General features: G+C 69.4%; 15 protein-coding genes. 10 read left to right on the forward strand and 5 right to left on the reverse strand.

The genetic code is table 11. The features are described 5' to 3' along the window. The first annotated feature begins 263 nt into the window (after window positions 1-263). On the forward strand, window positions 264-593 hold the full coding sequence (locus E0W60_RS11605) for a hypothetical protein (protein WP_133098135.1): 330 nt from the start codon (window positions 264-266) through the stop codon (window positions 591-593). Window positions 594-626: 33 nt separating this feature from the next. Here the strand turns inward: E0W60_RS11605 and E0W60_RS11610 are convergent, their stop codons facing one another. Then, window positions 627-1238: a response regulator transcription factor gene (locus E0W60_RS11610; protein ID WP_133098136.1), complete on the reverse strand. Its 612-nt coding sequence runs from the start codon at window positions 1236-1238 to the stop codon at window positions 627-629. 21 nt (window positions 1239-1259) lie between these two features. Continuing rightward, window positions 1260-2657, reverse strand: coding sequence for an ATP-binding protein (locus tag E0W60_RS11615; RefSeq protein ID WP_135704208.1), 1398 nt, complete (start codon window positions 2655-2657; stop codon window positions 1260-1262). A gap of 175 nt (window positions 2658-2832) precedes the next feature. On the opposite strand from E0W60_RS11615, the gene E0W60_RS11620 reads away from it, so the two are divergent. Next, a complete protein-coding gene (locus tag E0W60_RS11620) occupies window positions 2833-3318 on the forward strand; it encodes a copper chaperone PCu(A)C (protein WP_133098138.1) in 486 nt (161 codons plus the stop codon). 190 nt (window positions 3319-3508) lie between these two features. Here the strand turns inward: E0W60_RS11620 and E0W60_RS11625 are convergent, their stop codons facing one another. Next, window positions 3509-4444 (reverse strand): LysR family transcriptional regulator, encoded by a 936-nt coding sequence (locus E0W60_RS11625; protein WP_135704210.1) that lies wholly within the window; start codon window positions 4442-4444, stop codon window positions 3509-3511. Between the two features lie 94 nt (window positions 4445-4538). On the opposite strand from E0W60_RS11625, the gene E0W60_RS11630 reads away from it, so the two are divergent. Then, window positions 4539-5090 carry a DMT family transporter gene (locus tag E0W60_RS11630; protein ID WP_135704212.1) on the forward strand — a complete coding sequence of 184 codons (552 nt, stop codon included), beginning with the start codon at window positions 4539-4541 and terminating at the stop codon, window positions 5088-5090. Here E0W60_RS11630 and E0W60_RS11635 read toward each other — a convergent pair. Continuing rightward, a complete protein-coding gene (locus E0W60_RS11635) occupies window positions 5063-5293 on the reverse strand; it encodes a cysteine-rich CWC family protein (RefSeq protein ID WP_135704214.1) in 231 nt (76 codons plus the stop codon). The two genes, E0W60_RS11630 and E0W60_RS11635, sit on opposite strands and share 28 nt — an antisense overlap. A 313-nt stretch (window positions 5294-5606) precedes the next feature. Between E0W60_RS11635 and argB the strand changes: the two genes are divergently transcribed. The 5 genes from argB (at window position 5607) to metW (ending at window position 10313) form a co-directional block, all read left to right on the forward strand. After that, entirely contained in the window at window positions 5607-6524 is a 918-nt protein-coding gene (gene argB, locus E0W60_RS11640; RefSeq protein ID WP_084254770.1) for an acetylglutamate kinase, read from the forward strand. 66 nt (window positions 6525-6590) lie between these two features. After that, window positions 6591-7550, forward strand: a complete 960-nt coding sequence (locus tag E0W60_RS11645) for a pyrimidine 5'-nucleotidase (protein ID WP_135704216.1) — start codon at window positions 6591-6593, stop codon at window positions 7548-7550. Further along, window positions 7547-8227 (forward strand): nucleoid occlusion factor SlmA, encoded by a 681-nt coding sequence (slmA, locus tag E0W60_RS11650; RefSeq protein WP_195428588.1) that lies wholly within the window; start codon window positions 7547-7549, stop codon window positions 8225-8227. Before E0W60_RS11645 ends, slmA begins: the two co-directional genes overlap by 4 nt. Window positions 8228-8523: 296 nt before the next feature. Further along, window positions 8524-9705, forward strand: a complete 1182-nt coding sequence (metX, locus tag E0W60_RS11655) for a homoserine O-succinyltransferase MetX (protein ID WP_133098143.1) — start codon at window positions 8524-8526, stop codon at window positions 9703-9705. Then, window positions 9702-10313, forward strand: a complete 612-nt coding sequence (gene metW / locus E0W60_RS11660; RefSeq protein ID WP_063241126.1) for a methionine biosynthesis protein MetW — start codon at window positions 9702-9704, stop codon at window positions 10311-10313. Before metX ends, metW begins: the two co-directional genes overlap by 4 nt. A gap of 59 nt (window positions 10314-10372) precedes the next feature. Here metW and E0W60_RS11665 read toward each other — a convergent pair whose 3' ends face one another. Beyond that, the gene (locus E0W60_RS11665) at window positions 10373-11287 is read right to left on the reverse strand and encodes a LysR family transcriptional regulator (RefSeq protein ID WP_135704218.1); all 915 of its coding nucleotides are present in this window, start codon (window positions 11285-11287) and stop codon (window positions 10373-10375) included. Between the two features lie 110 nt (window positions 11288-11397). Between E0W60_RS11665 and E0W60_RS11670 the strand changes: the two genes are divergently transcribed. After that, the gene (locus E0W60_RS11670; protein ID WP_135704219.1) at window positions 11398-12285 is read left to right on the forward strand and encodes a DMT family transporter; all 888 of its coding nucleotides are present in this window, start codon (window positions 11398-11400) and stop codon (window positions 12283-12285) included. A 101-nt stretch (window positions 12286-12386) separates the two neighbouring features. Continuing rightward, on the forward strand, window positions 12387-13235 hold the full coding sequence (locus E0W60_RS11675) for an acyl-CoA thioesterase (protein WP_135704220.1): 849 nt from the start codon (window positions 12387-12389) through the stop codon (window positions 13233-13235). Window positions 13236-13258 lie beyond the last annotated feature (23 nt).

Here is a 13258-nt window from a genome sequence, read left to right on the forward strand (position 1 = left end):
GAACCGCCCGGTGCGGACCCGCATGCCGGGTGGTGTGGCAGGGGATGCAGCCCGATGGGCTGCCCCCTATGCCGATTTGTCGGGTCGCGGCTGGAATTTGTTGTCAGTACGTATCCGCCTGCCACATCGCGGTAAGCATCGTAAGCATTGGTAAGCACACTGGCGCACCCGCGCGCGGCAATGAGACCCTTGCGCACCTTGACGGTCGATTGACCGGTGCGGGAGCCACCGCATCCCACTCAAACCACTGCCAGGAGAAACCAATGGTCAACTACAAGACCCGCCGCGTGGTGCTTGCCACCGGAGGCTTGCTGGCCGCACTGGCCGCGGCCACGGCATTCCTTTGCATCCGTCCCGCCGTGCCTGCCGTGCAGGCAGCCGAAGTCACGCAGGCCAAACCGGCCACACCTGCTGCACAGGCCAGCGCGCGCGGCGCCGCCAAGGCCGCGGCCGCCACGCTGGCGCTTGAAGCCGGCGCGCTGTTCTCGCTGTCGGACCGGCATGCGGGCGATGCCATGCGCATCGTCGCGCAGGGCGATACTGCCGAGTCCAGCGAAGGGCTGGACTGGGAACACGTGCAGCTGCGCCTGTAAGCGCGGCAGCCGCAATCCGGTTTCCCTACCCTTCTACCGCGACACCGGCCGCTTCCCCAGCTTGCGCTGCAAGGTACGCCGGTGCATGTTCAGCGCCCGCGCCGTGGCGGAGATATTGCCGCCATGCTCGGCCAGCACGCGCTGGATATGTTCCCACTCGAGCCGCGCCACCGACAGCGGCACCGGCTCTTCCAGCGCGGCCTGCGCCGCGTCTTCCGACACCCCCGCCATCAGCGCAGTCAGGATCGAATCGACATTGGCCGGCTTGGCCAGGTACTCGTCCGCGCCTTGCTTGACCGCCGCCACCGCGGTGGCGATGCTGGCATAGCCGGTCAGGATCAGGATGCGCGCGTCCGGCAGCGCCTGGCGCAGCGGCGCGACCAGCTGCAGGCCGGATTCGGCCGGCGCGGTGCTGCCGGCCTCGGGCGGCGGCTCAAGGTGCAGGTCGAGCGTGACGTAGGCAAAGTCGGTTCGGCCCGCCAGCGCCAGCGCGGTGCGGCCGTCATGGGCCACTTGCACGGCGTAGCCGCGGCGCATGAGCGCGCGTGCCAGCGTGCCGGCAAAGACTTCGTCGTCGTCGATGACGAGGAACGAAGTGCCCGCCGGCGCGGTGGCTTCGGGAACCGGTTGGAAGGTGTCGGTCATGGTCAGGAGTCGCGCGTGGGTTCAGGATGCGCTGCGCGCACGCGGCGCCGATAGCGTAGACAGTGCGGGCAGCCGCAGCTCGGCCACGGTGCCGCCGCCGGAGCGGTCGCGCCAGCCCAGCTCGCCGCCCATCTGGCGCGCGCCACTCTGCGCCAGGTACAGGCCGATGCCCTGGCCGCCGTGCTGGCTGGCCACCGGCATTTCGCCGAGCTGGCCGCGCAGTGCCTCGGGAATGCCGTCGCCATGGTCGGCGACGCGGAACGACAGCCACGGCGCCACGTGTCCCGGCTCCATGGCGATTTCCAGCTGCAGCGGCCGGCTGGAGCGGCCGGCGTTCTGCTGGGCGCGCGCGGCGTTGTCGAGCAGGATGGTCAGGATCTGGCCGACGCGCGCGGTCTCCACCGGCTGCGCGCCGGCGCCCGGCGTGGCGCTTGCCTGCAGGCTGGCGTTGGGATGGCGCAGCTGCCAGCGCTCGGCAAAGGCCGGCAGCCAGGCGTCCAGGCGCTGCGGCGCCAGCGTGGCCGAGTCCTCGCGCAGCCGCGCCAGCGTGGTGCGGCACAGCGCCAGCTGCTGCTCGACGGTCTGCAGGTCGGGCAGGTAGCTGCGGATCGGCGTGGCGCCCAGCGCCGCGTCGGAGGCATCGGCGCGCAGCTCGCCGGCGATCACCGCCAGCGTCGCCAGCGGCGTGCCGATCTCATGCGCCACCGCGGCGGCCTGGCCGTTGAGGTCTTCCACGCGCGCCTCGCGCAGCAGCTGCTCGCGCGCCAGGTTCAGCTGCGCCTCGCGCTGGCGCAGCACGCCCGACAGGCGCGCGACGAACATCGCGATCATCACCGCGCTGGCGACGAAGTTCAGCCACATGCCCGCCAGGTGGTAGTTCACCGCGTTGTCGGGGTTGTGCAGGTCCAGCGGCACGTATTCGAACAGCAGCACCGTGTAGCAGGCGAGCGCATAGACCGCCAGCGCGAGCACCTGCCGCCACGGCAGGATGGCCGCGGCGATGGCGAGGCCCGGCAGGTAGAACGACACGAAGGGATTGGTCGCGCCGCCGGTGTAGAACAGGATCGCCGACAGCGCGGTCAGGTCCACCAGCAGCTGCCCCATCAGTTCGGCTTCGCCGGGCGCCGTGTTGCGCCGCGTGTGCTGGCGCAGGCGCAGCGCCGTGATCAGGTTGAACAGCGCCTGGAGCCCGAGCACCACCATCAGCGGCCCATACGGCAGCCGGATGCCGGCGATCGGGTCGCAGGCCAGCAGCGTCAGCGCCTGCCCCGACAGCAGCGCCCAGCGCAGCCAGAACAGCCGCCGCAGCGTCACCTGGCCGTGGCGCGGCGAGCTGGCGGCCGGCAAGGGCGACAGGAAGGGCAGGTCAGGCAAGCGGGATGAGGGGGATGAGGGGGACACGGCTGCGGCGGTGGTCATGGCGCGAGTGTATCAATGCGGCCGGAAGGTGCCGGCGCGTGCGACACCTTGCCGCATTGGCGGCGCGCCGCCGCGGCTGCCAGACTAGCCGGCTTTGGCCGGCCCGCATGCCCTGGCATGCCTGCACGCGGCGCGCGGTGCCATGTTCTAATCTCTGCTTTCAGGAGAGACAACGATGCAAGCCAAATTCCGCGCGGCCACGCTGGCCGCATCGATTGCCGCACTGGCCACGGCGCTGGCGTCCGGGGCCGCGCTGGCCCAGGTCGACGTCAGCAACGCCTGGGTGCGCGGCACGGTGCCGACGCAGGCCGCTTCGGGCGCGTTCATGGTGCTGCATGCGCACGAGAACGCGAAGCTGGTGGGTGTCTCGTCGCCGGTGGGCGAGGCCGAGATCCACGAGATGAAGATGGAAAACAACGTGATGCGCATGCGGCAGGTCAAGTCGCTCGACCTGCCCAAGATGAAGGACGTAGAGCTGAAGCCGGGCGGCTACCATGTGATGCTGATGGGCCTGAAGAGCCAGCTCAAGAAGGGCGACACCGTGCCCATCACGCTGAAGATCGAGCAGGGCGGCAAGGTGACCGAGCAGAAGGTCAACGCCGAAGTGCGCGACATGGTGCCGGGCGGCGGCCACGCCGGCCACGGCGATCACATGCACTGATCAGCAGAAGCCAGGCCTGGCCCTGGCCGCCAGCCATCATGGCCAACAAGCAGCACGGCACGCGTCAGAAACTGGTGTTCCGCGGGGGCACGCCGCCCGCACGGCCTGCATCCCCCGAACCGCCGGCAAGGCGCCGTGACGCCCGGCCGCAGCCGCCGGTGCCGGGTGCCGCCAAGCCGGCGCGGCGGCGTCAGCCGCGCAAGCTGATCGGCTCTTCCGATTCCTGACTGGCCGCCGCCGCCAGCACGCGCTCGCGCAGCCAGGCGTGGGCCGGATCGGCTTCGGTGCGCTCGTGCCAGATCATGCTGAAGGTGAAGTCTTCCAGCGCAAACGGCGGCTCGAAGATGGCGTAGCGCGAGTCTTCCTCCAGCGCCGACAGGCTGCGCCGCGCCGTGGTCAGCACCAGGTTGGTCCCGCCGATCAGCGCCGGCGCCACGCTCCAGTGCGGCACCACGCAGGCGATCTTGCGCCGCCCGCCCAGCCTGGCGACCGCGGCGTCGATCGCGTCCATGCGTTCGCTGTGGGTGGCCACCAGCACATGCGAGCGCGCCAGGTAGGCCACCTGGTCGAGCCGGCCGGTGTCGCGCACCGTGGCCGCGTCCACCGCGCAGGCATAGCTTTCCCGGAACAATTCGGCCGACTGCACGCCTTCGGGCTGGTAGCTGAACACGCCCAGCGCCATGTCTATCTCGCCATCGGCCACCTGCGCCGTCATGCCCTCGCGGCTGGCCTGCGACACCACCAGGTCGATATTGGGCGCGGCCTTGCGCAAGGCGCGCAGCAGCCGCGGCAGCACCACCAGCGCACCGTAGTCGGACATCGCGAGGCGGAAGCTGCGGCGCGCGGTGGCGGGCTGGAAGCCGCTCGGCCCCAGCAGGATGCGCACCTGCGACAGCGCTTCGGCCAGCGGGCCGGACAGTTCATGGGCGCGTGCGCTCAGCACCAGGCCGCCCTTGCCGCGTACCAGGATGGGATCGTCGAGCAGCTGCCGCAGCCGCCCCAGCGCATGGCTGACCGCCGGCTGGCTCAGGTGCAGGCGCAGCGCGGCGCGTGAGATGTGGCGCTCGGCGAGCAGTGCTTCAAGCACCACCAGCAGGTTGAGGTCGATTCCGCGTAGGCTATTCATTCGGCGAATATTAAACGTATGAAAGCAGAATTGGGAATTCGCTTTGCGATATTTCAAACTGTCAGGCATCGCAGTTTGCCCTACGGAGCGTGACATGTCAGGCATCCAGTTGCCGAATTCTTTCCCGATTTCCTTGCTGTTGCCCCTAGTGTTGCCCCTTGCCACCGCCGTGCTGGCGGGCGCCGTGATCCCGTTCCAGGCGGGCGCCAACGCCACGCTGGCGCGTACGCTGGGACATCCGCTGGGGGCGACGCTGGTGTCGCTGCTGGTCAGCCTGGCGGCGCTGCTGCCCCTGCTATGGCTGCTGCGCGTGCCGCTGCCCGCGGCATCGGTGCTGGCGCGCGCGCCGGCGTGGACGTGGATTGGCGGGGTGCTGGGGGTGTTCTATATCTCGGCCGCCCTGGTGATGGCGCCGAAGCTCGGCGCGGCCGGCTTTATTGCCGCGGTGGTGGCGGGGCAGGTGCTGGCCGCGCTGGCCGTCGACCAGTTCGGCCTGGCCGGATTCGCAGTGCGGGCCATGACGCCGGCGCGGCTGGCGGGCGCCACGCTGATCGTGGTGGGGATGCTGGCGATGCAGTGGAGCAGCGCCGGCGCGTCGTCCGGCCCTGTGCCCGCGGTTCAGCCCTCGGCGGGCTCCGGCGCCTGATCGCCGCGCTGGCGCGCCGCCAGGCAGCTGGGGCACAGGCAGTGCTGGCCGGGCACGATGCGCCGTGCCGGCAGCAGCGGCTGGCTGGCGCACCAGCACTCGCGCAGCCCAGCCACGTAGCCGCAGACGAAGCCGGCGCCGCATTGGCTGCAATGCTCGACGGGGCGAAGCTGGCCGGTCAGGACGGTGGCGGGATCGGTCATGGTGCGGGAACTGATACGGCGGGAACTGGTACGGCGAAGCGCAAGACAAACGGCAAAGGCCGCGAAAGAAGCTGTGCTGTTGCGCGAACGGAACGCCGGCGGGCCGCCGTGGTGCCCCGTGCGGCGCTTGCGGGGCGGATGGCCGGACCTGCCCGGGCCGCGGGACTCGCGCCCCGCGCGGTTTCTTGTAAAATCGGCGCCTGCCATAGCCGGATGGCGCACTTTCGGGCGATCCCTGTTGCGCGCTGTTGCGTTTTCCGCCGGCTACGCGGCTGTTAGCCATCATACCTGTTGAATCTCACGGATGTCCCCCATGAACGCCGACAACCCCGGGCCTGCCGCGACTGCGGTGGCCGCCATCGCTCCCGCACTGAAAGCCGAGATCCTCGCCGAGGCGCTGCCGTATATCCGCAAGTTCCACGGCAAGACCATCGTGGTGAAGTACGGCGGCAATGCCATGACCGAAGAAAAGCTCAAGCACGGCTTCGCGCGCGACGTGATCCTGCTGAAGCTGGTCGGCATGAACCCGGTGGTGGTGCACGGCGGCGGCCCGCAGATCGATGAGGCGCTGAAGAAGGTCGGCAAGGTCGGCACCTTCGTGCAAGGCATGCGCGTCACCGACGAAGAGACCATGGAAGTGGTCGAGTGGGTGCTCGGCGGCGAAGTCCAGCAGGACATCGTGATGCTGATCAACCAGTACGGCGGCCAGGCCGTGGGCCTGACCGGCAAGGACGGCGGCCTGATCCGCGCCAAGCGCCTGCAGATGCCCGACCGCGAGAACCCGGGCGCCTTCATCGATATCGGCTACGTGGGCGATATCGAGGCGATCAACCCGGCCGTGGTCAAGGCGCTGCAGGATGACGCCTTCATCCCGGTCATCTCGCCGATCGGCTTCTCCGACGACGGCCAGGCCTACAACATCAACGCTGACGTGGTCGCCGGCAAGATGGCCGAGATCCTGAAGGCCGAGAAGCTGGTGATGATGACCAACATCCCGGGCGTGATGGACAAAAAGGGCAACCTGCTGACCGACCTGACCGCGCGCGAGATCGAGGAGCTGTTCGCCGACGGCACCATCTCGGGCGGCATGCTGCCGAAGATCTCGTCGGCGCTGGACGCAGCCAAGAGCGGCGTGCATTCGGTGCACATTGTCGACGGCCGCATCGAGCATTCGCTGCTGCTGGAAATCCTGACCGAGCAGGCGTTCGGCACCATGATCCGCTCGCACTGAGCGGCACCGCCGGGGCGGGCCACAACCGGCTGCCCCGGCATCCCATCATCTCCAGAGTCGCCCGGCGTGCCTACCAGTCTTCCTCCTCCGCGCCGTGTCCGCGCTCGCCTGCGCCGCCGTCCCGCCGGGGACAACTCGGGGCGCACGGTCTGGCTGTTCGACCTCGACAACACGCTGCACGATGCCTCGCACGCGATCTTCCCGGCGATCAACCGGCTGATGACCGCCTACGTGGCGCGCGTGCTCGGTTGCGACGAGGCCACCGCCAGCCGCGTGCGGGTGGACTACTGGCAGCGCTACGGCGCGACGCTGCTCGGCATGATCCGCCACCATGGCGTCGATCCCGCCGACTTCCTGCGCGCGGCGCATGAATTCCCGGCGCTGGCCGGGATGGTGCGCGTGCAGCGCGGGCTGGCGGCGCACCTGCGGCGCCTGCCGGGGCGCAAGCTCCTGGTCACCAACGCCCCGCAGGACTATGCGCGCGCTGTGCTGGACATCGCCGGCATCGGCCATTGCTTCGAGCGCGTGGTGGCGATCGAGCAGATGTGGGTGCATGGCCACCTGCGGCCCAAGCCGGACCGCCGCATGCTGCGGCGCCTGCTGGTGCAGGCGCGCGTGGCGCCGCATCGCGCGGTGCTGGTGGAGGACACCGTGTCGCACCTCAAGCGCTATGCCGGCACCGGCATCCGCACCGCCTGGGTGACCGGCTACCTGCGCACCATGGCGCCGTCGCGCCCGCATGACGTGCCTGGCGCGCCCAATTCGGCGCAAGACGATGGCAGCCGGCGCGATGCGGCGGTCCGCTCGACGCTCGAGGCGGAAGAAGACCGCCGCGCCGGCCACGCCGCGCAGGAGCATTCGGTCACGCTGGTGGCCGCGGAATCACAGGTTCCGCAGGCACCGCAGGCGCAGTCCGGCAACGCGCCTCGCGTGCGGGCCCGCGTGCCGAACCGGCCGGCCTATGTGGACATAAAAGTACAATCGATGCATCAACTCCAACGACGAATGCGGAGAAACGGGTCATGACGCAAAGCAACGGGGACCAGCCGGAGGCAGTCATTGCAGGCGGAGCCGACGAGATGGACACACCCGCGGACACGCCCGCGGCGCCTGCCGCGCCGGCGCGCAAGCGCCCGCGGCCGGGCGAGCGCCGCATCCAGATCCTGCAGACGCTGGCGACCATGCTCGAGCATCCGCGCGGGGAAAAGATCACCACCGCCGCGCTGGCCGCGCGCCTGAGCGTGTCCGAGGCGGCGCTGTATCGCCACTTCGCCAGCAAGGCGCAGATGTACGAGGGCCTGATCGGCTTTATCGAGCAGACCGTCTTCGGCCTGATCAACCAGATTGCCGACAAGGAAGAGCACGGCCTGCGCCAGGCGCAGGCGATCGTGCGCATGCTGCTGTCGTTTGCCGAGAAGAACCCGGGCATGACGCGCGTGCTGACCGGCGAGGCGCTGGTGGGCGAGCACGAGCGGCTGCAGGAACGCATCAACCAGGTGGTGGACCGCATCGAGGCCTCGCTGCGCCAGTGCCTGAAGGTGGCAGTGACGCAGGCCGAATTCCCCGCGGATGCCGACATCCCGGCGCGCGCCGCGCTGATCATGGCAACGGTGCAGGGCCAGTGGCACCGCTATGCCAAGAGCGGTTTCCGCAAGTCGCCGTCGGACCATGCCGAGGCGCATCTGCGGGTGCTGCTGGGCTGAAACCGACACGCCGGGCCGATTGCTCTATAATTGCCCGGTCGCGCCGATTTGATGACTGGCTTGCGGGCGCGCGGCAGCTACGGGACCAAGGGACCAAGGGACCAAGGGACCCCGGTCCGGGCTGCCACTATAAATGCGGCTAAAGAGGTTGGGTCGGCGCCCCATGTCACCACGACAATGATCGCCGGCACGCGGAATCCCGCAAGGAATCCAGTGAATCCCGACTTGGCTGCGATGCTTCACACGCAAATGCCGGTCGGGTTTTTTTATGCCCGTTCGCCGCGGGCCCGGATTCCATGACTGATGTCGCCTTGCCGTCTGCGCCCAGCGCACTCGCCCCGCTGTCGACCGATTCGGTCGGCGTGGTTACGCCGCAGCGCATGCACTTCGCCGAGCCGCTGAAGCTGCGCAACGGCACGTCCCTCGCCGGCTACGACCTGATGGTCGAGACCTACGGCACGCTCAACGCGGCGCGCTCCAACGCGGTGCTGGTGTGCCACGCGCTCAATGCCTCGCACCATGTCGCCGGCGTCTACGCCGACAACCCGCGCGACCTGGGCTGGTGGGACAACATGGTGGGCCCGGGCAAGCCGCTCGACACCAACCGCTTCTTCGTCATCGGCGTCAACAACCTGGGCTCGTGCTTCGGCTCGACCGGGCCGATGAGCGTGAATCCCGCGACCGGCCTGCCTTATGGCGCGACGTTCCCGGTGGTGACGGTGGAGGACTGGGTCAACGCGCAGGCGCGCGTGGCCGACGCGTTCGGCATCACGCAGTTCGCCGCGGTCATGGGCGGCAGCCTCGGCGGCATGCAGGCGCTGGCCTGGAGCCTGATGTACCCGGACCGTCTGCGCCACTGCATCGTGGTCGCGTCCACGCCCAAGCTGTCGGCGCAGAACATCGCCTTCAACGAGGTGGCGCGCAGCGCCATCCTGTCGGATCCGGACTTCCACGGCGGCAACTACTACGCGCATGGCGTCAAGCCCAAGCGCGGGCTGCGCGTGGCGCGCATGATCGGCCATATCACCTACCTGTCGGACGAGGACATGGCGGAGAAGTTTGGCCGCGAGCTGAAGGCGGAAGACATCCGCTTCTCGTTCGATGTCGAGTTCCAGGTGGAAAGCTACCTGCGCTACCAGGGCGACAAGTTCGCCGAGTACTTCGACGCCAACACCTACCTGCTGATCACGCGCGCGCTGGACTACTTCGACCCGGCGCTGGCCTATGGCGGCGACCTGACCCGCGCCATCGCGCAGACGCAGGCGAGCTTCCTGGTGGCCAGCTTCAGCACCGACTGGCGCTTCGCGCCCAGCCGCAGCCGCGAGCTGGTCAAGGCGCTGCTGGACAACAAGCGCCCGGTCTCGTACGCCGAGATCGACGCGCCGCACGGCCACGATGCCTTCCTGCTCGACGACCCGCGCTACCACAACCTGATGCGCGCCTACTACGACCGCATCGCAGAGGAGATCGGCGCATGAACGCCCTGGCCAATCCCAATATCCTGGCGCTGCGCCCCGACTTCCGCGCGATCGCGCGCTGGATCGAACCCAACTCCACCGTGCTCGACCTGGGCTGCGGCGACGGCAGCCTGCTGCGCGTGCTGCAGGACGAGCTCGACGTGCAGGCGTACGGCATCGAGATCCGCGATGAAGGCGTGCTGGCGTGCGCGCAGAAGGGCGTGCATGTCATCCAGCAGAACCTGGAAGGCGGGCTGGCACTGTTCGAGGACAAGAGCTTCGACACGGTGATCCTGTCGCAGACGCTGCAGACCATCCACAACACCGCACAGGTGCTGCGCGACACGTTGCGGGTGGGGCGCGAGTGCATCGTGTCGTTCCCGAACTTCGGCTACTGGCCGCACCGGCTGTCGGTGTTCCGCGGGCGCATGCCGGTGTCGGAATCGCTGCCTTACCAGTGGTACAACACGCCCAACGTGCGCGTGCTGACCATCAGCGATTTCGAGGAGCTGGCGCCCACGGTCGGCTTGCGCGTCATCGACCGCGTGGTGATGCACGAGGGCATTACCGTTAACTGGGGCGTCAACTGGCGCGGCAGCCTGGCGGTGTACCGGGTCTGCGCGGCCTGACAGGCTTGGCCCTCCCGCACTGTCCCTGATAGTTGCGGCGGGCGCTGGGCAAGGACTGATCAGGCCGGCAGGCCGGTCGCGGTGGCGGCGAGGTGGTCGACAAAGGCGCGCACCTTGGGCGGCACGTGCCGCGTCGGGGTGTACACCGCGTAGGCCGTGCCGATGTAGGGCTCGAGGATGTCCCAGTCCGGCAGCACGGCGACGACGCGGCCCTCGTCCAGCGCGCTGCCCAGCGAGAAATCCGGCACCAGCCCGATGCCGGCGTCGCCTTCCACCATCGTCATGATCGCCAGGCTGTTGTTCAGCGTCAGCCGCGGCGGGATGCGCACCACCACGGCCTCGCCGCCGGCCTGGTGGCGCAGCGTCCAGCGCTCGCCGAAATTGCCGTAGCCCAGGTACAGGCAGCGCGCCGCCGGCAACTCGGCCGGCGCGGCGGGCGTGCCGTGCCCCGCCAGGTAGCGCGGCGAGGCCACCAGCCGGTAGCGCACTTCGCGCAGCGGCCGCGCCGCCAGGCCCGGCGCCAGTTCGCGCGCGATGCGCACCGCCACGTCGAGGCCCTCCTCGACCAGGTCGACCATGCGGTCGGCCAGGGTCAGCTGCAGGTCCAGCGCGGGGTATTTCTGCAGCAGCGCCGGCAGGCGCGGCGCCAGCCAGGCCTGCCCGAACGCGACCGGCGCGCTGACGCGCAGCACGCCATGGGGCGTGCCGCCGTGCTCGCCGGCCAGCGCGGTGACCTCGCGCGCGGCGGCGGTCATGCGTGCGCAGGCGGCGTAGACCGACTGGCCCAGCTCGGTCAGCGCGAAGGCGCGCGTGGTCCGCTGCAGCAGGCTGGCGCCGAGCGTCGCTTCCAGCCGCGACACGTGCCGGCTGACGCCCGAAGGCGTCATGCCGAGATCCTGCGCCGCAGCGGAGAAGCTGCCGCATTCGACCACGCGGGCGAAGACGGCCATCGCATTGAGTGGTGTATCCGACATGCCCAGTCTCCAATCCTTGATCGCAACTCAAATACTAATTGAGCTTCAGCGGGATTGTTGAGTGGATGGCATGCTGCAACAATGCCGCCATTGCATGCCCGGAGTGCCCCATGCCTTCTCCTCAATCCATGCCAGGCGGTGCCTGGCGCATGGTCGCGGCCATGGTGCTGTCAGGCACCATCGGCTGGTTCGTCGTCACCAGCGGGCAGCCGCCGCTGGACGTGGTGTTCTTCCGCTGCATCTTCGGCGGCGCCGCGCTGCTGGGCACACTGACGCTGCAGCGCGGCTGGGTGCGCATGAGCCGCGCGCAGCTGGGGTGGCTGGCGCTGGGCGGCGTCACGCTGGTGCTCAACTGGCTGGCCCTATTCTCGGCCTATGCTTGCAGCGGCATTGCGATTGCGACCGTGGTCTACCACACCCAGCCGTTCTTCCTGCTGTTGCTGACCTCGGCGATGCAGCGCGAGCCGTTCCCGTTCGCCAGGCTGCCGTGGCTGGTGCTGGCCTTTGCCGGCGTGATGCTGATCACCGGGCTGGAGCACGGCGGCACCGGCGCCGCGACGCTGGCCGGGATCGGCCTGGCGCTGCTGGCGGCACTGCTGTATGCGGTCACGACCATGGCCACGCGCCGGCTGCAGGCGATTCCGCCCGGGCAGATTGCGGGCCTGCAGATGGTGCTGGGCGTGGTGATGCTGGCACCGCTGGCGCATCCCGCGGCCGGCAGCTATCAGACCGGCACCTGGGCCGCGCTGCTGGCGCTGGGGCTGATCCATACCGGCGTCATGTACACCCTGCTGTACGGCGCCTTCCAGCGGCTGAGCGTGGTGTCGATCGCCACGCTGTCGTTCGTCTATCCGCTGGTGGCGATCGTCATCGACGTGATGGTGTTCGGCGTCGTGCTCGGGCCGCTACAGGTCGCGGGCATGCTGCTGGTGCTGCTGGGTGTGATCGCCAACCAGCTCGGCTGGAGCGTGGTGTGGCGGCGCCGGGCACAAGGCTGATGCGCCTTCTGGAGCGCTTGCATGCGGGGACGGTTGACCGAACTCCTGACTACGGTTAGTGTAGGCAGCTATCGAACGATCGTTCTATTTGCGCCCTTGCCATGACTGCTACCGCTGCCGCCCTGTCCGCCTCCGCCCCCATCGCGCTGCATGCGTTCGACGACGCCATCGCCCTGGAGGCCGCCGGCGAAAATCGTTTCCTGGGCCGCACCACGCCGGCCTACTGGAACATGATCGGCCCGTTTGGCGGCATCACCGCCGCCACGCTGCTGCAGGCGGCGCTGCTGCATCCGCAACGGCTGGGCGACCCGATCGCGCTGTCGGTCAACTTTGCCGGCCCGATCGCCGAAGGCCCGTTCGAGATCGAGGCGCTGCCGGTGCGGACCAACCGCTCGACCCAGCACTGGAACCTGACGCTGCGCCAGGGCGATGCCGTGGCCACCACCGCCACCGCCGTGTTCGCGGTGCGCCGCGAGACCTGGGCCTGCGGCGAGGCGGTGATGCCCGAGGTGCCGGACGCCGACACGCTGCCGGCGATGGGCGGCTTTGCGCCGGTGCGCTGGCTCAAGTCCTATGACATGCGCCCGGTGCGCGGCGCCAAGCCGACCGCCGAGGCCGGCACCGAGCACCCCGACAGCCTGACCCAGTTCTGGCTGCGCGACGCGCCGGCGCGCACGCCGGACTTCGCCGCGGTGGCGTCATGGGCGGACAGCTTCTACCCGCGCATCTTCCTCAAGCGCGCGGGCTTCGTGCCGGCCGGCACGGTGTCGATGACCACGTATTTCCACGCCGATGCGCCCACGCTGGCGGCGCTGGGCGACCGCCACGTGCTGGCCAGCGCGCAGGCGCAGGTCTTCCAGCAGGGGTACTTCGACCAGCGCGCGCAGCTATGGAGCCCGGCTGGCCAGCTGCTGGCCAGCTCGCACCAGATCGTCTACTACAAGGAATAAGCAAGGAACAAGCAGGGAGGGGC

Origin of the sequence: Cupriavidus oxalaticus (assembly GCF_004768545.1) — a bacterium.
In the GTDB taxonomy this organism is placed as follows: Bacteria; Pseudomonadota; Gammaproteobacteria; order Burkholderiales; family Burkholderiaceae; genus Cupriavidus; species Cupriavidus oxalaticus_A.